Annotated in this window: 21 protein-coding genes; 8 read left to right on the top strand and 13 right to left on the bottom strand. The window is 65.8% G+C overall.

Annotated elements, in window-relative coordinates:
* Positions 1 to 57: 57 nt before the first annotated feature.
* From NWE53_RS24875 to NWE53_RS24865, 3 genes are all read right to left on the bottom strand, one after another.
* Positions 58 to 852 carry a bestrophin-like domain gene (locus NWE53_RS24875; protein WP_265051978.1) on the bottom strand — a complete coding sequence of 265 codons (795 nt, stop codon included), beginning with the start codon at positions 850 to 852 and terminating at the stop codon, positions 58 to 60.
* Positions 853 to 967: 115 nt separating this feature from the next.
* The gene (locus NWE53_RS24870; protein WP_265051977.1) at positions 968 to 1573 is read right to left on the bottom strand and encodes a helix-turn-helix transcriptional regulator; all 606 of its coding nucleotides are present in this window, start codon (positions 1571 to 1573) and stop codon (positions 968 to 970) included.
* A gap of 169 nt (positions 1574 to 1742) precedes the next feature.
* Positions 1743 to 2516, bottom strand: a complete 774-nt coding sequence (locus NWE53_RS24865; protein ID WP_265051976.1) for a GntR family transcriptional regulator — start codon at positions 2514 to 2516, stop codon at positions 1743 to 1745.
* A 59-nt stretch (positions 2517 to 2575) separates the two neighbouring features.
* On the opposite strand from NWE53_RS24865, the gene NWE53_RS24860 reads away from it, so the two are divergent.
* Complete coding sequence (locus NWE53_RS24860; RefSeq protein ID WP_265051975.1) at positions 2576 to 3544, top strand: PfkB family carbohydrate kinase; 969 nt, start codon at positions 2576 to 2578, stop codon at positions 3542 to 3544.
* A gap of 95 nt (positions 3545 to 3639) precedes the next feature.
* Positions 3640 to 4779, top strand: a complete 1140-nt coding sequence (locus NWE53_RS24855) for a helix-turn-helix transcriptional regulator (protein ID WP_265051974.1) — start codon at positions 3640 to 3642, stop codon at positions 4777 to 4779.
* A gap of 149 nt (positions 4780 to 4928) precedes the next feature.
* Here NWE53_RS24855 and NWE53_RS24850 read toward each other — a convergent pair whose 3' ends face one another.
* The 6 genes from NWE53_RS24850 to NWE53_RS24825 form a co-directional block, all read right to left on the bottom strand.
* On the bottom strand, positions 4929 to 6050 hold the full coding sequence (locus NWE53_RS24850; protein ID WP_265051973.1) for an anhydro-N-acetylmuramic acid kinase: 1122 nt from the start codon (positions 6048 to 6050) through the stop codon (positions 4929 to 4931).
* Positions 6051 to 6197: 147 nt separating this feature from the next.
* The gene (locus tag NWE53_RS24845; RefSeq protein ID WP_265051972.1) at positions 6198 to 6506 is read right to left on the bottom strand and encodes a DUF1330 domain-containing protein; all 309 of its coding nucleotides are present in this window, start codon (positions 6504 to 6506) and stop codon (positions 6198 to 6200) included.
* Positions 6507 to 6509: 3 nt separating this feature from the next.
* Entirely contained in the window at positions 6510 to 6797 is a 288-nt protein-coding gene (locus NWE53_RS24840; protein WP_038360503.1) for a DUF1330 domain-containing protein, read from the bottom strand.
* Positions 6798 to 6835: 38 nt separating this feature from the next.
* On the bottom strand, positions 6836 to 7543 hold the full coding sequence (gene pyrF / locus NWE53_RS24835) for an orotidine-5'-phosphate decarboxylase (RefSeq protein WP_265051971.1): 708 nt from the start codon (positions 7541 to 7543) through the stop codon (positions 6836 to 6838).
* Between the two features lie 201 nt (positions 7544 to 7744).
* The gene (locus NWE53_RS24830; protein ID WP_265051970.1) at positions 7745 to 8143 is read right to left on the bottom strand and encodes a VOC family protein; all 399 of its coding nucleotides are present in this window, start codon (positions 8141 to 8143) and stop codon (positions 7745 to 7747) included.
* A gap of 60 nt (positions 8144 to 8203) precedes the next feature.
* A complete protein-coding gene (locus tag NWE53_RS24825; RefSeq protein WP_265051969.1) occupies positions 8204 to 8533 on the bottom strand; it encodes a hypothetical protein in 330 nt (109 codons plus the stop codon).
* Positions 8534 to 8711: 178 nt separating this feature from the next.
* Here NWE53_RS24825 and NWE53_RS24820 point away from each other — a divergent pair, with 178 nt between their 5' ends.
* Together NWE53_RS24820 and NWE53_RS24815 are read left to right on the top strand one after the other, a co-directional pair.
* Positions 8712 to 8837, top strand: coding sequence for a hypothetical protein (locus NWE53_RS24820; RefSeq protein WP_265051968.1), 126 nt, complete (start codon positions 8712 to 8714; stop codon positions 8835 to 8837).
* 343 nt (positions 8838 to 9180) lie between these two features.
* On the top strand, positions 9181 to 10968 hold the full coding sequence (locus NWE53_RS24815) for a peptide ABC transporter substrate-binding protein (protein WP_265051967.1): 1788 nt from the start codon (positions 9181 to 9183) through the stop codon (positions 10966 to 10968).
* Positions 10969 to 11603: 635 nt separating this feature from the next.
* On the opposite strand, the gene NWE53_RS24810 is transcribed toward NWE53_RS24815, so the two are convergent.
* On the bottom strand, positions 11604 to 12080 hold the full coding sequence (locus NWE53_RS24810) for a hypothetical protein (protein WP_265051966.1): 477 nt from the start codon (positions 12078 to 12080) through the stop codon (positions 11604 to 11606).
* A gap of 252 nt (positions 12081 to 12332) precedes the next feature.
* On the opposite strand from NWE53_RS24810, the gene NWE53_RS24805 reads away from it, so the two are divergent.
* Positions 12333 to 13097, top strand: a complete 765-nt coding sequence (locus NWE53_RS24805; protein ID WP_265051965.1) for a sulfite exporter TauE/SafE family protein — start codon at positions 12333 to 12335, stop codon at positions 13095 to 13097.
* Positions 13098 to 13112: 15 nt separating this feature from the next.
* On the opposite strand, the gene NWE53_RS24800 is transcribed toward NWE53_RS24805, so the two are convergent.
* The 3 genes from NWE53_RS24800 to epmA are packed head-to-tail and all read right to left on the bottom strand — an operon-like array spanning position 13113 to position 15923.
* Positions 13113 to 13826, bottom strand: coding sequence for a DsbA family oxidoreductase (locus NWE53_RS24800; protein ID WP_265051964.1), 714 nt, complete (start codon positions 13824 to 13826; stop codon positions 13113 to 13115).
* Positions 13795 to 14862 (bottom strand): lysine-2,3-aminomutase-like protein, encoded by a 1068-nt coding sequence (locus tag NWE53_RS24795; protein ID WP_265051963.1) that lies wholly within the window; start codon positions 14860 to 14862, stop codon positions 13795 to 13797. Before NWE53_RS24795 ends, NWE53_RS24800 begins: the two co-directional genes overlap by 32 nt.
* The gene (epmA, locus tag NWE53_RS24790) at positions 14859 to 15923 is read right to left on the bottom strand and encodes an EF-P lysine aminoacylase EpmA (protein ID WP_265051962.1); all 1065 of its coding nucleotides are present in this window, start codon (positions 15921 to 15923) and stop codon (positions 14859 to 14861) included. Before epmA ends, NWE53_RS24795 begins: the two co-directional genes overlap by 4 nt.
* Positions 15924 to 16039: 116 nt before the next feature.
* Here epmA and efp point away from each other — a divergent pair, with 116 nt between their 5' ends.
* From efp to NWE53_RS24775, 3 genes are all read left to right on the top strand, one after another.
* On the top strand, positions 16040 to 16609 hold the full coding sequence (efp, locus tag NWE53_RS24785; RefSeq protein WP_265051961.1) for an elongation factor P: 570 nt from the start codon (positions 16040 to 16042) through the stop codon (positions 16607 to 16609).
* A gap of 90 nt (positions 16610 to 16699) precedes the next feature.
* Entirely contained in the window at positions 16700 to 17218 is a 519-nt protein-coding gene (locus tag NWE53_RS24780) for a DUF1993 domain-containing protein (RefSeq protein ID WP_265051960.1), read from the top strand.
* Between the two features lie 23 nt (positions 17219 to 17241).
* Positions 17242 to 17706: a GNAT family N-acetyltransferase gene (locus tag NWE53_RS24775; RefSeq protein ID WP_265051959.1), complete on the top strand. Its 465-nt coding sequence runs from the start codon at positions 17242 to 17244 to the stop codon at positions 17704 to 17706.
* Positions 17707 to 17857: the final 151 nt, after the last annotated feature.

The raw sequence follows: 17857 nt of genomic DNA, 5'->3' as shown, positions 1-17857 counted from the left end.
GCCATCGCACCCGATCATACGTCTCTTGGCAAGCTCCGCGCCAACAGAACCGGCAGGTCAGCGGATCATGCTCGCCAGGGCATCGCGCATCGAGGTGCTGGGGATACCGAACAACCCCGCATAGTGCGTCTCGAGATCGGTGATCACGAACATCACCGTCGAGATCGAGACGATGCCGATGGCCAGCATGATCGCCGCGAGGCGCTTGGGCGGAATCTGCAGGCCGAAACTCAGGAAAACCAGCATCAGCCAGAAGGTCAGGATGCTCGAGAACAGCGGCGAGACGGGGCCACGGACGTCCTCGATCACATCCCAGCGTCGCTGCTGGAGTTGCAGATAGGCCGACCGGCATTCGGCGGCGAGATTGACGTGGAGCGTATCGGCGGGCGACAGGCCGTTGATCGTGCGGCCGATGCGGTTGACCAGCGCGCTGAGCGACATGTCCTCGCCTTCACGGGCCATGGCGGCGGTGTCGGGATAGGACAGCCCGGTCGGCTTCGGCTCCCGGGGCCATGTGCTGGCGATGACCGCGGCGGTGTAGCTTCGCAGGTCGAGACGGATGGGCGCGGCATCCGGGCCGTAGCTGCGCAGGCATTCGTCGAGCTGCGCGAGCTGGGCCGCATCGGCGTTGCGATCGCGATAGGCCTTGTCGAAAGCCGCCTTGACGTTGGAAAGCTGGAGGCTGAGCACCAGCGCCGCGAAGGTGACGAGAAGGCTCGTCACCAGCCGCAGGGCCTCCATGGTGCGCTCTGACAGATGCTCTTCCGGCAGCCAGCCGCGCAGCTTCACGCCGAAGAAGGCGCTTGCGCTCAGCAGGGCGCAGAAGGTGAGGGCCGCCAGCGTCTCAGCCATGGTCGCGGTCGCTCCGGACGGTGCGGGCGCCCGCACATCGGCACAGAGGGCTGCCGATGACGAACCGTGTCAATATCGAGCGCCAGCGAGATCGCCCGCCCCCAAGCGAATCCGCTCAGCGGGCCTCCTCGACATAGGTCGCGACGAAGCGGACGAGCTCGCTCTGGCGGGCCGTTCCCGTCTTGGCGAAGAGGCGCTGAAGGTGGGTGCGTGCGGTTGTCGGGGCGATGCCGAGCCGCTTGGCGGCGATGATGGTGTCGAGCCCTTCGACCATGAGCGCCAGCATGCGCTCCTCCGTCGGCGTCAGCCCGCAGGCCTCGCTGACCTCCGCCACCTTGCGCTCCATCGCGCTTTCCGGATCGTCCACGGTCAGGACGAACAGCTCGATGCTGGCCAGATGCACGGCATCGATCGCGACCTGGCGCCCGCAGCGCAGGGCGAGCGGCAGGCGCGTCTCGCCGGCCACGGCACCCGCCCGGCAACGCTTCATCCAGACCTGGAGACGCGCCATGAAATCCTTGTCGCAGGCCGTGAAGCGATCCGTATCGCCAAGGCCGTCGCAGGCGAGCGCCGCAGCGCCGCGATTGCCGAAGCGCATGTTCAAGCCGGCATCGATGACAAAGACGGGTTTCGAAGCCGTATCCGCGTCTTCCGGCATTTCCCGGCGCGGTGGCGGCGGCGTGTAGGGAGCCCTGCCGATGATCGAAACATGGAATGACATCGCAATATCCATCCCTGCAGTCCTTGGATCGCCGCGTATCCGATGCGGGGAAAGCCCCGGAGATGCGCCTCGATTTCCATTCGTCGCGCGGAGATGGGGATCGGTTCAAAGCCCTTGCAGATTTTGGAATGGGATTGGACTTCACGCTGGGGTAACCACGCCGGCCGGTTCAGACCTTCAGCGCGAGCCGGTAAGTGTAGGTATCGCCCCGGAACAACCCCTCGACATATTCGAGCATCTCGCTCTCGGCGCCGTAGCTGCGCCGCTTGATCAGCAGGCAGGGCACCGGCTGCCGGAAACCGAAGATCGTGCATTCTTCTTCGGTTGGCGCGGCGGCCTCGATGGTCTGGTCGCAGCGCATCAGCGGATGGCCGAAACCGGCGAGCGTGGCATAGACCGAGCCCGTCAGGTCGGCCTTGGCCAATTCCGGCGCGCGCTCGAGATTGTACCAGGCGACCTCGCGCGACATCGGGATGCCGTCGCCGGAGCGCACGCGGACGAGCTTCAGGAAGCTCGCGTGAGACGTCTCCCCGAAGATCGAGGCGATGGAACGGTCGTTGACCACCGCACGCTCCAGAATCAGTGAGGACGGCACCCGGCCGAGCTCGCGCATTTCCTCGGTGAAGCCCTTCAGCCGGTCCATGCCGGAATGCAGCCGAGGCCCCGGCCCCTGCACGATCGAGCCCAGGCGTCCCTGCGCACTCAACAATTTACGCTGTCGCAGCGTATTATAGGATCGTTGTACGGTGGTGCGGCTGATGCTGAGCCGCTCGGCGAGTTCGCGTTCGGCCGGAAGGGTCATGCCGGGCGGCAGGACTCCATCGCCGATCAGTCGCGCCAACTGATCCTCAAGCTGCTGATAAAGCGGCTTGGCGGTATCGCTGCGCAGTTCCAGAAGCTCCTGGAACGGCGGCTTGGGAATTGGAGGCTTAGGCGCTGTCATCGGTTGCATGATCGTGACACAACCCGCGTAGCAGTTCGTGGCTAGGAAAATCAAACCCTATGCTCGATAAGTCGATCTTCGTTCTCGGAAGCTTCGTCCTCGCCTGCTCGGCGAAGGTCGGGCGTTTTCCTCGCCCGGGCGAATCCATCACCGCCGAGCGGGTGACCATCGAGCCCGGCGGCAAGGGTATGAACCAGGCCATCATGGCGCGCCGTCTCGGTGTCGCCGTCGATGGGCTGATGGCGGTAGGCGACGATCTTGCGGCCAGCTTCGCCGTCCCGGCGCTGGAGCACGCCGACCTGCCGGAGACCATGCTCGTGCGCATCGCGGGCCAGACCGGGAGCGGCGTCGCCTTCATCGATGCAGCCGGCGAGACCAGCCTCGCCATCGCCTCCGGCGTCAATCTGGCCCTTTCGGCCGCCCATGTCCGGGAGAAGGCGCGGGCAATCGAGGGCGCGGCTCTGGTCGCAGCCCAGTTCGAGATCGCGGACGCGCCGATCCGCGAGGCCTTCGCCCTGGCGCAGCGCGCGGGCGTGCCGACCCTGCTGAACCCCTCCCCCTTCCGGACGGTCCACGACGATATCCTGGGCTCGACCTCGATTCTCATCGTCAACGAGACCGAAGCCCGCGGCCTCGCGGCGATGTTCGGCTGGGATGAGGATATTGCAACACCCCCGCGCTTCATCGCTGAACTGGGCCCGGCGATCCTGGAACGCGGCCCGGGGCTCGTTGTGCTGACCCGCGGCGCGGCAGGCGCCATTGCGGTCATGGCGGATGCCGAGCCTGTTCTGCAGCCCAGCTTTCCCGTCGATGCGATCGACACGCTCGGCGCCGGCGACGCGTTTGCCGCGACGCTCGGTGTCCGCCTGGCCGAGGGCCTGCCGCTGGCCAAGGCGCTACGCGATGCCGCCGCCGCCGGCGCGCTGACGACAACACGGCACGGCGTCTTCGATGCCCTGCCTTCGTCCGACGAGATCGCCGCCGTCACCGATTTCCAGACCAGCTCGATCGCGCAGAAAAGCGCGTAAAAGTTTGGATTGTTTTTGGACTTTTCGTCACCCGCCCATACTGCTAACCTGCGCGCCGCACGATCGTGCCGGATATACGAGAGCTGGGGGCATTCATGGCGCATCCGGATGTCGACACCGTCATGACCGCGATCGACCAGTTGCTGGCCGGCGCCATGGACGAGGAGCAGATGCCGGTCGCCGCCGAGACGATGCGACGGCTTTTCAATGGCTCGAAAGCCTGCTTCGCCAGCATAGGCCCCGATCCGGAAGACTGGGCCGCCTATGCCACCCATCACGACGCAGCCTTGCAGGAACATTGCTTCGGCGAGCTGGCGTCGGAATTTGTCGAGATGGGCATGGCGCTGCGCGGCATCCCGCTCGGGGAGGTCTACCGGGATCATCAGGTCTACGGCATCGAGCCCCTGCGATGCTCGCGCGTCTGGCAGGAGTGGATGCGCCCGCAGGACATGTATGGCGGCATGGCCTGCCGCCTGGCCGAGAAAGGGCAGGCCTTCTGGTTCTTCGACGTGCAGCGCGGCCGCAACCAGGACGGCTTCGACAACGAGGACGCCGCACTGCTGCGCAAGCTCTATCCGGTGCTGCGGCGTGTCGCCGAGCTGCGTCGCCATATCGGCCGCGTCAAGGTCCAGCGCGACGAGGCGCGCGGTGCGCTCGACCGGCTCGCGCTGGGCATCGCGGTCCTCGATGCGGAACTGCGGATATCCTATGCCAATGAAGGTGCCGACGAGATCCTGGCCGAGCCCGACGGGGCGATCGGCCTGCGTCAGGGCCGCCTCTTCGCCCGGCAGCCGGGCGATCAACGCCGCCTGCGGCAGTTGATCGACGGCGCGCTGCGAAGCGCCCACGATCCGCTCGCCAACCACCACGCGAGCATGATCCTGCATGGCAGCGACGGCGGTCATTCGCTTTCGGCCTGCGTCATGCCTGCGGCTCCATCACCTGCGCTCCCCCGATCGCATGGCCAGATCATGATCGCGCTCAGGCGCTTGGAGACGGCGACCGACATCGTCGCCTGCACCCGCCAGCTCTTCGATCTGACCGATACCGAAGCAAAATTTGCATCCGCCCTCGCAAGCGGGTCATCCCTGACGGAAGCAGCCGATATCCAGGGCGTGCGAATCTCGACCGCACGCACGCATCTGGCGCGGATCTTCCAGAAGACCAACACCCGCCAACAAAGCCAGCTCGTCTCGCTGCTGCGTAGCGCGGTCCTGCCTCTTCAGCCGCGCTGAGTTCCGTTCCAGCCGGACAAGGCCCGGCGGAACGATGTCCCCCCACAGGACGGCGAAGTTTCTCCGCTTCGCCCTCCACCCGACAATGAGCTTAGGCCGAGCTGGCCGGCCTCCTCATCCTCCAAATGACGGAGATGTGACAACTGAGATCAGGCGCGAGCCGCCGGCTGGTGGAGCTCGCCTCCCGCCATCGGCTGCGGCACCCCTGTGGTGGAAGGCAGGCTGAGCGGCAATCCTTTGACCGAGCGGATCGCGAAATAGGCGAAGATCTGCGCCTCCAGCGCATCGCCATTCCAGCCCACAGTCTCGACCGGCTCGACCGGGACACCGAGACGCTCGCCTAGCCGTGTCATGAAATGCCGGTTGAGCCGCCCGCCCCCGCCGACCAGCCAACGCTTCGGAGGGCGAGGTACGTGGCGCAAAGCCACAATGAGGCTCTCGATGGTGAAGGCGGAAAGCGTGGCCGCACCGTCGGCATTGGAGAGCCCCTCGACGACCTGGGCACGACGATGGAAATCGTTGCGATCAAGCGATTTCGGCGCGGGCCGGTCGAAGAAGGGATTGGCCATGAAGCCGGCGACAAGATCGTCATGGACGCGCCCGCTCCTCGCCAGCGCACCGTCCGCATCATAGGGCCGTCCGAGCCGGCGCAGCACGAAATCGTCGAGGATCGCGCTCGCCGGGCCGGTGTCGAAGGCGATGACGGTGTCGCCATCGATATAGGTGACGTTGCCGACGCCGCCGAGATTCAGCACCATCACCGGCTGCTCCAGCCTCTGCGCCAGCGCACGGTGGTAAAGCGGCGCGAAGGGCGCGCCCTCGCCGCCAGCCGCGACATCGGCGTGGCGGAAGCGGTCGACGGCGGGAATTCCGAGCGCATCGGCCACCGCCTGCCCATCGATGAGCTGGCGGGTGAAGCGCCGTTCCGGGCGATGGTAGATCGTCTGGCCATGCAGGCCGATGAGATCGATCCCCGCCCAATCGAGGCGATGATCGGCGACATAGCTGCGGATCGCGGCGAGATGATCTGTCGTGACGGCAGCTTCGAGTTCGGCCAGCGGCTCGGCCGAGGCGCGCTCGGCATCGGCGATGACGGCCTGTAGCGCCCGGCGCGTCTCATCGCGATAGGGATAGGAAGCCCCAGCGCCGAAGGAGACGGCGTCGCGCCCGTCGCTCGTCACCAGCGAGACATCGATGGCGTCCATCGAGGTGCCGCTGATCACGCCGATGGCGGTCAGAGATGTGGCCGATTCAAAGAGACGATCCGCCAAGCGCGGCTCCATGCAGAACGGATGCGTCATCCCGGGCGACCGAAGGAAGACCCGGGATCCATGCCTGAACCTCTATCGGACGCGCCCAGGCATGGATCCCGGATCTGCGCTTCGCTTCGTCCGGGATGACCTGGAAGCGGATTCAGCTCATTCGCCCGGCTGGGGGCCTTCATAGCCGCCGATGATGATGAGGTCGGATTTGCCGGCGGCGCTCAGATGCTTGATCGCCTCCTGATATTCGGGCGAGGCATAGCAGGCACGTGCCGTCGCCTCGTCCTTGAATTCGATGACGACGTTGTGCTTGCGACCTTCGCCGCGGGCGAGCTTGTATTCGCCGCCACGAACGATGAACTTCGCACCGTATTTGGCGAAGGCGAAGGCGTTCAGGGAACGATAGCGACCATAGGCCTCCTCGTTCTCGACATCGACGCGCGCGATCCAGTAGCCTTTCGCCATCGGTCAGGCTCCCTCGACCGCGACGAGATCAATCTCACCGGCGCCCTCGCGCAGCTTGCGGGCCTCGGCATATTCCGGTGAGAACAAATAGGCCCGCGCCGAAGCGAAATCGTTGAACTCGATGACGACGTTGCGGGCGCGCCCTTCGCCTTCGCCGACGGTCATCTGGCCGCCGCGCACGATCGGCGTGCCGCCATAGATCTTCATCACCTCGGAAGATTTGGCGGCGTAGGCCGCCCATTTGGTCGCGTCCGTGACCTTGGCGCGGCCGATGACATATCCCTTGGGCATGGTGCAGTCCGTTGGCTGAATCGGGGTCGGGGCGGAGCTTACGAAGCCGCGACGATCTCGTCCATGACCGCGCCCGCCGCCGCACGCGGGTCTGCCGCGCGGATGATGGGACGCCCGACGACGAGATGATCGGCGCCGACGCGGATCGCCTCGGCCGGGGTCAGGGTGCGCTTCTGGTCGCCGGCGGCGCTGCCGGAGGGGCGGATGCCGGGCGTGACGATGACCATGTCGGGCCCGATGACCTCGCGCACGATCGCAGTCTCGGCGGCCGAGCAGACGATGCCGTCGATCCCTGCCGTGCGCGCCTGCTCGGCCCGCAGGCGCACGAGATCGCGCACCGCGAGCCCGTAGCCGGCATCCCGCAGGTCGCTATCGTCATATGAGGTCAGCGCGGTGACCGCGAGCAGCTTCAATTCGGCATCGCCACGGCCTTCGACGGCGCCGCGCATGGTCTGCGGATAGGCATGGACGGTCAGGAAGGTGACGCCGAGCTTGGTCAGCGAATCGACGCCTTCGGTCACCGTATTGCCGATGTCGTGCAGCTTGAGGTCGAGGAAGACGTTCTTGCCCTCGGCGACGAGCTGGCGCGCGAGATCAAGCCCGCCGGCGAAGGCGAGGCGATAGCCGATCTTGTAGAAGGTGACGCCGTCGCCAAGCGTCGAGACGAGGCGGTAGGCGTCCCACACGGTCGGCACGTCGAGAGCGACGATCAGGCGGTCGCGGACATCGTTGATCTTCTGCATCATCAACCGGCTCCCTGAGTTTCGAGGGAAGGCGCATGATTCGAAGCGGGATGCAAGGCGTCCCGCGGCAGGCGCCGAGCCTCGCGCGCCACGCGGCATGCCGCTCCTCGGGTAGGAGGCGGCCCGAAGGGACAGCGGCACGGAAGGGTGGAGATCAATCGGAACTGCGCGGGCAGTGGCGGCCAGGCGACCGACCACGCCGCGTCACGCGGGCGCGTTGAAAACAGCCTCGAGATGATGGCCGTCCAGGTCGACGACGAAAGCCGCGTAATAATGCGGCCCGTAATGCGGTCTCAGGCCGGGCGCACCGTTATCCGTGCCCCCTTGCCCGAGCGCCGCAGCGTGAAACGCAGCGACGCTTTCCTCATCGGGTGCCGCGAAGGCCAGATGGAAACCCGGACCCGGCGGCTTCTGATCGCCGGGGCGGTGCTTCAAAGCGAGCTTGTCGCCGCCGCCATGCGAGCCGTAGCCCACAGCCTGCCCGGCCTCGCCAGGGCGAAGGTCGGACCAGACCCTGACAAACCCCAGCGGCGCCAGGGCCGCGTCATAGAACGCCGCCGCACGCTCGATGTCGGAAACTCCGAGAGACAGATGATGCAGCATGGCGCGCTAAGAGCTGGAGGGGATCAAGCGTATCCCGACGGCGGCAGTGTCTCTACGAGATCACCAGCGCTCGTAGCTACGACGATAGCCATAGCCAGGGCGCGGCCCATAACCCGGACGCGGACCATAACCATAGCCGGGCCGCGGACCATAGCCACGCCCATGCCCGTATCCACCCCGACCGTACCGCTGCTGGCGCGCGGTTTCCTGCATCATCATCAGCCGGCGCTCCTTGGCGGCGGTCATGCTGTACTCGACAGGCTGCTGATCGAGACCGGCGGCCATGTTCGCGGGCAAGGCTTGGGCATCGGCGGTCGTGGGCGAGGCAATTGCAGCACCGGCGATCGCCAACGCACCGACCAAGCTCGCGAAAAACGTCTTACGATTCATCTCACATCCAATCTTCAAGGCCGCGTTGCGGCGAACCGCACCAACTTAGCCATAGCTGGATTGTTCCAACGTTACTGGCAACCCGTCCATGCCGCCCGCACCTTGTGCACTGCAGCATAAATCTCCATATTCCCCCCGCCCAAGGCACCCTCCCTCACAACTTGAAAGGAGAGATCTGATGCTGGAACGGCACGATTCCGACTGCGCTGGCGAGAAGAAGAGCGAGCATCGGGACGATCGCGAGGAACAGGCGGACGACAAGGAGTTCTCGCCTCGCGCCTATCAACAAGGCTTCTGGAGCTAGGCTCAGATGACAAGAGCGGAGGGCTGACCGGCCCTCCGCCAACGTGCCGGGCAAGAGGAGCCCGCGCTATCCCAGGCATGGCCCTCGTCCACCTGCTGGCCTGCAGGCAGAAGCTAAAGTCTCGCGACTTGTGAGCAATGACATCTATGGAAAGTGGGTGTCCGCCATGCGCAGCGAGCAACCCTACCATTCTCCTCAACCGCCTTAAGATGGGCTTAAGGTCGCGGCTCGTACGAGGTGAGTCGCCACCAAGGCGTTAACTTGCCTTGGGCCGAGTAAAAACAAGGCTGATACTGATCTATTTCTTGATCGATATTTAGCCGACGCAATGCGAAGGTCTGTTATGAGCAGTCAGTATATTCAGGGAATGGTCGATAATCTGAAGGGCGGGCGCCTGTCGCGACGCTCTTTCATCCAGAAGATGGCGGCATTGGGCATCACGGCCCCGATCGCGAGCCAGATCCTGGCCTGGAACGATGTCGCGATGGCGAACGCCACGCTCGAATACAAGCCGACCAAGGCCGGCGGCGGCGGGCCGCTGAAGATGCTGCTCTGGCAGGCGCCGACGCTGCTCAACCCGCATTTCGCCTCGGGCACCAAGGACCAGATCGCCTCGCGCGTCTTCTTCGAGCCGCTGGCCGGCTGGGACAAGGAAGGCAACCTCGTGCCGCAGCTCGCCGCAGAGGTTCCCAGCAAGGCCAATGGCGGTCTCTCGGACGACGGCACCACCGTCATCTGGAAGCTGAAGCCGGGCGTGAAGTGGCATGACGGCAAGCCCTTCACCGCCGACGACGTGGTCTTCACCTGGGAATACGCCGCCGATCCGGCGACCGCCGCCTACACCTCCGGTGCCTACAAGGACATCAAGGTCGAGAAGGTCGATGATCTCACCGTCAAGGTGATCTTCGCCAAGCCGACGCCCTTCTGGGCCGATCCCTTCGTCGGCGTCGCCGGCATGATCATCCCGAAGCATCATTTCGGCGAGTACAAGGGCGCAAAGTCGCGCGAGGCTCCGGCCAACCTGAAGCCCGTCGGCACCGGCCCCTACAAGTTCGCCGACTTCAAGCCGGGCGACATCCTCACGGGTACGCGCAACGAAGACTACCACGTCAAGAACCAGCCGCATTTCGACACGTTCGAGATCAAGGGCGGTGGTGACGCGGTCTCGGCGGCGCGCGCCGTGCTGCAGACCGGCGAATACGACTATGCCTGGGATACGCTGGTCGAAGACGAGGTCCTCAAGCGCATGGAGACCGGCGGCCGCGGCAAGATCAGCGCAGCCCCTGCCGGCGACATCGAATTCATCACCCTGAACACGACCGATCCGTGGACGGAAGTCGACGGCGAGCGCTCGAGCATCAAGACCAAGCACCCGACGCTGTCCGATCCGGCCGTTCGCCAGGCGATCAACCTGCTGATCGACCGCGACTCGATCCAGAAGTTCATCTATGGCCGGGCCGGCACCGCGACGGCGAGCTTCGTCAACGAGCCCAAGCAGTTCAAGTCGCAGAAGCTGAAATACGAGTTCAGCATCGACAAGGCCAACAAGATCCTCGACGACGCCGGCTGGAAGAAGGGCGCCGACGGCATCCGCGAAAAGGACGGCAAGAAGCTCAAATACGTCTACCAGACCTCGATCAACGCCCCGCGCCAGAAGGTCCAGGCCATCATCAAGCAGGCCTGCCAGCGCGCCGGCATCGATATCGAGCTCAAGTCGGTCACCGCTTCGGTGTTCTTCTCGTCGGATGTCGCCAACCCCGACACCTACACCAAGCTCTATGTCGACATGGAGATGTACACGACGACCCAGCCCCAGCCCGATCCGGAGCGCTTCCTCAACCAGTTCGTTTCCTGGGAAGTCGCCAACAAGGAGAACAAGTGGCTGGGCCGCAACGTCTCGCGCTACACCGATCCGGCTGCCGACGAGGCCTACAAGGCCGCGCAGAAGGAGCTCGACCCGGCCAAGCGCGCTGAGCTGCTGATCAAGGTCAACGAGATCTTCTGCGAAGCCAACGTCATCCTACCGGTGCTGTCGCGGAAGAAGGTCGTCGCTGCGGCGAACACCCTCTCGCATGACCACAGCGGCTGGGACGTCGATACCTGGAATCTTGCTGCCTGGTATCGCAGCTAACTCTCGGACAGCCCTCGCGGAGAGAAATCTCCATGAGGGCTCGCCGATAAGACATTGCCCCGCCAGCGCATGCCGGCGGGGCATTTTCATGCGTGGAGACGGTACGCACTCGAACAGCGCCGCCAAACCACCTGGCGATGCGAAAAGCGCTGCTCCCGACGAGCTTCCCGGCCTATCGCCCTTTTCCCTGGCCCGCGGCAGACGGGACCGGCTGCGCGATATGTGCCGGAAACTGCACCGAGACCGCTCCGACGATCACGACGAGGCCGATAACCGCGAGCCAAAGCCAAAAATCCAGCGGTGGTTTCTTGCGAATGGGCATGTCCTAGGAAGCCCGGACCGCAGCGGGTTGTTCCCCACAAAATGAATTCCCAGCGCGGAAGAACGCCCCTTCGGGCAGGGCTCGAACTTTGGCGATGGCGTGGCGGAACCTGGGCAGGTTTTTGCCGTTATCGCTCAGAGGCAGAGGAGGCGGCGATGGGCATTCTGGAAATCAGCATGATGTTGGCGTGCGCTTCGGCGATCGGCTTTTATATCGCCGACCGCGAAGACTGACGCTCGGCCAGCACGCCGAGGCGAAGACGCACGGATGCGCGCCGCATCTCTGCGGCGCCTGCCGGTCGCCGGCCGGTTCGTCATTCGACCGGCGTGCACTCCATCCGAACGCGTTCGCCCGGCTGGCTCGCGGTCTGGCAGTTGACCCTAGCCGGCAGAAGCGGCGACGCCGTCGGCGGCGACACCACCGGAGCGGCCGCCGCAGCCGGGATCACCACGGCAGCAGGGACGATTGCGGGCGCGGGCGTCACCGGACGAGCGCGCGATGACGCCAATTGCGGCACAGGGACGGCAGGTTTCGGCTTTGGCGGCTTCCGCAGCTCCGGGGCTGCCGCCTGCTGCTCCACGGGCTCGACCGCCGGAAGCGGGTTCTGCGCGGTGATGACCACCGGCGGAGGTTGTTCGGGGGACGAGCGCCAGGGCGTCCATGAACTCAGCCGCGTAAAGGCTTCCATGGTCGGCCGGGTGATCGTCTCAGCAGTCGGCATCGACTGCATGCAACCGGAAAGCGCAACGCCGAAAAAGCACACGGCTGCGCGGTTCGGGATCGACAGCATCTTCGCCGCTCCTGCTGTAGATTGATCGCGAGCAGGCCGATGTTGCCTGCCCCTCCTCGTGCAAGTCAACCTTTAGCCGCATTCGCGACGGGTCGAATGGCGACGGGCGTTGCCCGGGCGCAACGGCACGGCGATGCCCGATGACAAGGCAACAGAGATCCGCGCAACGCACATCGGCCCTGCCGGAAAGCGAATTACGGCCGGCGCGCCAATGCTCTAGGCCTCGCACTCCGTTCCTGGAGACAGCCGACGATGTCCTGGACCGCGCTGATCGGCTTTCTGCTGCTGACCGGTATCGCTGCCTATGCCCAGACGCTGACAGGCTTCGCCTTCGGCCTGATCACCATGGGCGGCGTCGGGCTGTCCGGCCTCCTCTCCCTGCCCGATGCCGCGATGCTCGTCAGCCTGCTGACCCTGGTCAATGCGACGCAGATGCTGCTCAAGGGCTGGCGCGATGTCGCCTGGCGGGAATTCGGGCTGGTGATGGTCACGAGCCTGCCGGGCCTATTCATCGGCTACGAGCTGCTGGGCTGGCTTGCAGACAGCCGGGCCGATCTGCTGCGGCTGGTGCTGGGCCTGGTCATCATCGTGTCGAGCATGCAGCTGGCGCGCAGACCGGAGCCGCTGCGCCAGCAGTCGGCCCCGCCGAGCTTCCTGTTCTTCGGCGGCGTCGCCGGGCTGATGGGCGGGCTGTTCTCGACCGCCGGTCCGCCGCTGGTCTACCACTTCTACCGCCAGCCGATGCCGCTCGTCGTGGTGCGGGAAACGCTGGTGACGGTATTCGCGCTCAACGCCCTGGTCCGCACCGGGCTGGTCGCGATCTCCGGCCAGGTTCCGTCGGCCTCTACGCTGTCAGGCCTGCTGGCCGTGCCCGTCGTGATGGGCGCGACCCATCTGGCGCGCCGCTATCCGCCGGCGATCTCGCAGCTTGCGCTCAAGCGCGTGGTCTTCGCGCTGCTGTTCCTGTCCGGCGTCGCGCTCGGAGCGCCCGCCTTCATCAGGCTGATCGGCGCCTGACAAGCCCGGGCGGGTTCAGAACTGCGGCACCTGCTCAGGCTGCTGCGCAGCCAGAACCTGCTGGAAGACCTGCGCCCAGACCTCGGGCGGCTGCGCACCGGAAACGGCGAGCTTGCCGTCGACGATGAAGAAGGGCACGCCGGTGACGCCGACCTTGCGGGCGTGATCCTCCAGCCCGATCACCGTCTCGCGCAGCTCGCCATTGGCGAGTTCGTCGCGGGCGGCCTGCTCATCGAAACCCTGCTCGACCGCGATCTGAACCAGCGTCTCGACGTCCCCGATATCGCGCCCGTCCTGCCAATAGGCCTTGAACAGCGCCGCGGTCATCTCGCCGCCGCGCTGCACGGTCGAGGCGGCCGCGACCAGCATATGGGCCATGCGGGTGTTGACGCTCTTCGTCACCTTCGCCCAGTTGAAGGTGACGCCGCTCTCCAGCGCCGCCTCCGACAGACGGACCTCGATCTCCCTACGCTTGCCGGGGCCGAACTTGCCTTCGAGATATTGCGTGCGGTCCATGCCCTCTTCGGGCATCTCCGGGTTGAGCTCATAGGGCAGCCAGGTGATGGCGAAGCGCTCTGTCAGGCCTTGGCGGTCGAGCGCCGTCTCCAGTCGAGCCTTGCCGATGAAGCACCAGGGGCAGGCGATGTCCGAGACGATCGCGAGCGGCAGCTTGTCCTGCATATCGATATCCTTCGTATCAGGCCGGCGGATAGCGATGCTGCCCGCCATGCCGGTCTTCTGCGACCGCCTCCGCGCCCGGTGTCTCGCAGCCGGAGAGGAAGGATGGGCCGACCGGAATCTTGCCGGCGCCGCCGGGAATGTCGAGGATATAGGTCGGCTGGCACAGCCCGGAAAGATGCCCGCGCAAGCTTTTGACGAGGGCCTGCCCCTCCTCCAGCGTGAGCCGGAAATGCGAGGTGCCCGGCGCCAGATCGGGGTGATGCAGGTAGTAGGGCTTGATACGGTTCTCGACGAAGGCGCGCATCAGGGCCGAGAGCGTCTCGACATCGGCATTGACGCCCTTGAGCAGCACGGACTGGCTCAGCAGCACGTGGCCGGCGTCGGCGAGCGTCGCTATGGCGGCGCGCGCGTCATCCGTGAATTCGCGCGGGTGGTTGGCGTGGATGGCGATGTAGCTGGCTTTGCCGGGGATGCGCAGCGCCTTGGCGTAGTCCGGCGTGATCCGGCCGGGATCGACCACGGGCACGCGAGTGTGCCAGCGCGCGACCTTGATATGCGGAATGGCTGCGAGGCGTTTCGCCACCTCGCGGATACGGCGGGCGGAGAGGATGAAGGGATCGCCGCCGGTCATGATCACCTCCCAGATCTCGGGCCGGGAGGCGAGATAGGCGAGCGCTGCGTCGAGTTTGGCACCGGTCAGCGCATCGCCGCCGGGGCCGACCATCTCGCGCCGGAAGCAGAAGCGGCAATAGACCGGGCAGGCATGAACGAGCTTGAGCAGCGCCCGGTCCGGATAGCGGTGGACCACCCCTTCGACCGGGGAATGAGCGTCGTCGCCGATTGGATCGGCCAGTTCCTGCGGCAAGGTGAGGAGCTCGGCCGCGCTCGGAATGAACTGGCGCGCGATCGGATCGGCAGCGTCGGCCGGATCGATCAGCGCGGCGATGGCGGGCGTCACCGAGACGGCATAGCGCTCCGCCACCGCCTGCAGGGCCTCGCGCCGCTCGGGCGCGGCGAGCCCGGCTTCGACGAGCGCGTCGATGCTGCGCAGCGGCTGCCCGCCGGGAGGCTGGTGAACGGTCATGCCCCTCCCCTGCCCGGTTCCGCGACCGGCGTCCAGAGCACGTCCTCGATCCGGCGAGCGTCAACGCAAAGCATCACGAGCCGGTCGAAGCCGAGCGCGATGCCCGATGCTGCCGGCATCTGCGCGAGTGCCGCGAGGAAATCGGCATCGATCGGATAGCGCTCGCCATAGATGCGCTCCTTCTCGTCCATATCGGCCTCGAACCGGTGGTGCTGCTCGGCCGGATCGGTCAATTCTCCGAAGGCATTGGCGAGCTCGACGCCGCAGGCATAGAGCTCGAAACGCTCGGCCACGCGCGGATCGCCGGGCTTCGGGCGAGCCAGCGCGGCCTCGCTGATCGGGTATTCGCAGAGGATCGTGGCACGGCCGCGGCCGAGATGCGGCTCGACGCGCTCTGAGAGGATGCGGCTGAAGATGTCCGACCAGCTGTCGTCCGGAGCGACCCGGATGCCGGCCTCGATCGCATCGGCGGCGAGCCCGCCGCGGTCAACGTCGTGATCGGCCGTGACCGTGCGCAGCAGGTCGATACCGGCATGGCGGATGAAGGCCTCCTGCAGGGTGAGGCGTTCAGGCTCGGCGAAGGGATCGGCCTCGACGCCGCGCCAGCGCAGCGTGGTAGCACCCGCAGCGCGCGCTGCTTCGGCCATGAGCGCTGCGCAGTCCCGCATCAGCACCTCGTAATCTTCGCCGGCGCGATACCACTCCAGCATGGTGAATTCGGGATGATGCAGCGCCGTACGCTCGCGGTTGCGGAAGACGCGGGCGAAATCGAAGATGCGCGTCTCGCCGGCCGCGAGCAGCTTCTTGGCGGCGAATTCCGGCGAGGTGTGCAGGTAGTAGGGATGCGCCTCGGCGGCGTTGTCGATCAGCGTCGTGGCGAAACCGTGCAGATGCGTCTCGTTGCCGGGCGAGAGCTGCAGGATCGCCGCCTCCACTTCGGTGAAGTCATCAGCTTCGAACCAGCGCCTGAGCGCCGCCTTGATCCGCCCGCGCGCCAGAAGCGCCGGGCGGCGGTCAGCGTGAATGTCGGGCCGCCAGAATGGCGAGGGGGAGGAACTCATCGAATCTCGCGTGGATTGCGTCGGAAAGCTTTCGTTTCGCACGCGAATGCGGTAGGTGCGCGGCGACGAGATTTCGCATAGCGCGCGGGCGCGCCGCGCACCAGAAGGACATTCACGTGGTCAAGGTCATCGCCTCTTCCGTCCGCAAGGGCAACGTCCTCGAACTCGACGGGCATCTCTGCACCGTCATTTCGGCCGAGAGCTTCTTCCCAGGCAAGGGCACCCCGACGACGCAGATCGACATGCGCCGCATCGCCGACGGCGTGAAGATGACGCAGCGCTACAAGACGACCGAGCAGGTCGAGCGCGCCTATGTCGAGGATCGCGACTTCACCTATCTCTACCAGGATGGCGAACAATACGTCTTCATGAACCCCGAGACCTTCGACCAGATCCATGTCGACAAGGACGTCGTCGGCGACATGGCTCCGTATCTCCAGGAGAACATGAAGGTCTCGCTCTCGGTATTCGAGGACAAGGCCGTCGCGATCGAGCTGCCGCAGCGCGTGACCCTCGAAGTCGTCGAGACCGAGCCGGTGACCAAGGGCCAGACGGCCTCCTCCTCCTACAAGCCGGCGATCCTGTCGAACGGCGTGCGCAGCGCCGTGCCCCCGCATGTCGGCGTCGGCACCCGCATCGTCGTGATGACGACCGACGGCTCCTATGTCGAGCGCGCGAAGGACTGACCTGTCAGCGCAGAGCGCCGCGGAAAAATCTCCTTTATAGATTCACGCAGCGGGCCCTTTCCGGGCCCGTTGTCGTTTCCGGGGATATCCATGCCGCTCACAGTCCAGGCCGCCGCCCTTTCCGGCTTCGTGCAGACGCTTCACGCGCTCGACGCCATTCTCGACAAGGCCGTCGAGCAGGCCGATACCCGCAAGATCCAGCCGGAGGTGCTGTTGAGCGCCCGGCTAGCGCCGGACATGCTGGCCTTCACCCGCCAGATCCAGCTTTGCTGCGACTTCGCCAAGAATGCCGTGGCGCGGCTCTCCGGCGGCGAGAATCCGCGCTTCCCCGACGAGGAGAAGAGCTTCCCGGAGCTGAAGGAGCGCATCGCCAAGACGCTCGCCTTCGTCGCGGCGGCCGATGGCGCCACGCTCGATGCCGGGCTTGCCCGCGAGGTCACCTTCCCGCGTGGCCCTTCTGCGACCGTGACGATGACCGGCGAGGCCTACCTGACCCGCTTCGCCATCCCGAACTTCTATTTCCACGCAACCACGGCCTACGACATCCTGCGCCAGAACGGCTTCCAGATCGGCAAACAGGATTTCCTGAAGGGCGTTTTCGACGCGTGAGCCGCTTGGCCCGATCAGCCCGGATGAGCGAGACAACCTCCATCGCGATCGAACGCGCGACTCCCCGGGATGCCGGGGAGATCGCCGCGCTCTATCTCGCCTCACGGGCCGAGGCCCTGCCCTATCTGCGCCGCTGCCATAGCGACGCCGAGGTGCGCGACTGGATCGGGACCGTGATGCTCGCCACCGGCGAGACCTGGGTCGCGCGCGAAGCCGGTCGCATCCTCGGCTTCATGACCGTGAACGGCGAGGAACTCGATCAGCTCTACCTGCTGCCGGGGCATTTCCGCCGCGGTCTCGGTTCGCTCCTGCTCGACAAAGCCAGGGAGCGCAGCCCGGCGCGGCTCTGCCTGTTCACCTTCCAGCGAAACCAGGCGGCCCGCGCCTTCTACGAGCGCCACGGCTTCCGCATCGTCGACCTCAACGACGGAGCGCGCAACGAAGAGGGCGAACCGGACATTCTCTACGAGTGGCGGCCATTCGTTTGAGCCGGGGCTTGTAATCGGCGATGCCCGCCCCCATCTCAGGCTCACGGCAATGTTGAGAGCGTTCCACCGCTCTCCATTATCGTTGAAGACGGCCATGAGCCGAACGTTTGACGCCGGATGTACGCGCACCCGTTCAGGACATGGCCGTTGG

It is taken from the genome of Bosea sp. NBC_00550 (genome assembly GCF_026020075.1).
Classification (GTDB): Bacteria; Pseudomonadota; Alphaproteobacteria; order Rhizobiales; family Beijerinckiaceae; genus Allobosea.
This window is presented reverse-complemented; position numbering and strand designations above follow the sequence as displayed.

Coding starts and splice junctions, on each gene's coding strand:
- NWE53_RS24875 (WP_265051978.1), bottom strand. CDS start 852: ATGGCTGAGACGCTGGCGGCCCTCACCTTCTGCGCCCTGCTGAGCGCA.
- NWE53_RS24870 (WP_265051977.1), bottom strand. CDS start 1,573: ATGTCATTCCATGTTTCGATCATCGGCAGGGCTCCCTACACGCCGCCG.
- NWE53_RS24865 (WP_265051976.1), bottom strand. CDS start 2,516: ATGACAGCGCCTAAGCCTCCAATTCCCAAGCCGCCGTTCCAGGAGCTT.
- NWE53_RS24860 (WP_265051975.1), top strand. CDS start 2,576: ATGCTCGATAAGTCGATCTTCGTTCTCGGAAGCTTCGTCCTCGCCTGC.
- NWE53_RS24855 (WP_265051974.1), top strand. CDS start 3,640: ATGGCGCATCCGGATGTCGACACCGTCATGACCGCGATCGACCAGTTG.
- NWE53_RS24845 (WP_265051972.1), bottom strand. CDS start 6,506: ATGGCGAAAGGCTACTGGATCGCGCGCGTCGATGTCGAGAACGAGGAG.
- NWE53_RS24840 (WP_038360503.1), bottom strand. CDS start 6,797: ATGCCCAAGGGATATGTCATCGGCCGCGCCAAGGTCACGGACGCGACC.
- pyrF (WP_265051971.1), bottom strand. CDS start 7,543: ATGATGCAGAAGATCAACGATGTCCGCGACCGCCTGATCGTCGCTCTC.
- NWE53_RS24830 (WP_265051970.1), bottom strand. CDS start 8,143: ATGCTGCATCATCTGTCTCTCGGAGTTTCCGACATCGAGCGTGCGGCG.
- NWE53_RS24825 (WP_265051969.1), bottom strand. CDS start 8,533: ATGAATCGTAAGACGTTTTTCGCGAGCTTGGTCGGTGCGTTGGCGATC.
- NWE53_RS24820 (WP_265051968.1), top strand. CDS start 8,712: ATGCTGGAACGGCACGATTCCGACTGCGCTGGCGAGAAGAAGAGCGAG.
- NWE53_RS24815 (WP_265051967.1), top strand. CDS start 9,181: ATGAGCAGTCAGTATATTCAGGGAATGGTCGATAATCTGAAGGGCGGG.
- NWE53_RS24810 (WP_265051966.1), bottom strand. CDS start 12,080: ATGCTGTCGATCCCGAACCGCGCAGCCGTGTGCTTTTTCGGCGTTGCG.
- NWE53_RS24805 (WP_265051965.1), top strand. CDS start 12,333: ATGTCCTGGACCGCGCTGATCGGCTTTCTGCTGCTGACCGGTATCGCT.
- NWE53_RS24800 (WP_265051964.1), bottom strand. CDS start 13,826: ATGGCGGGCAGCATCGCTATCCGCCGGCCTGATACGAAGGATATCGAT.
- NWE53_RS24795 (WP_265051963.1), bottom strand. CDS start 14,862: ATGACCGTTCACCAGCCTCCCGGCGGGCAGCCGCTGCGCAGCATCGAC.
- epmA (WP_265051962.1), bottom strand. CDS start 15,923: ATGAGTTCCTCCCCCTCGCCATTCTGGCGGCCCGACATTCACGCTGAC.
- NWE53_RS24780 (WP_265051960.1), top strand. CDS start 16,700: ATGCCGCTCACAGTCCAGGCCGCCGCCCTTTCCGGCTTCGTGCAGACG.
- NWE53_RS24775 (WP_265051959.1), top strand. CDS start 17,242: ATGAGCGAGACAACCTCCATCGCGATCGAACGCGCGACTCCCCGGGAT.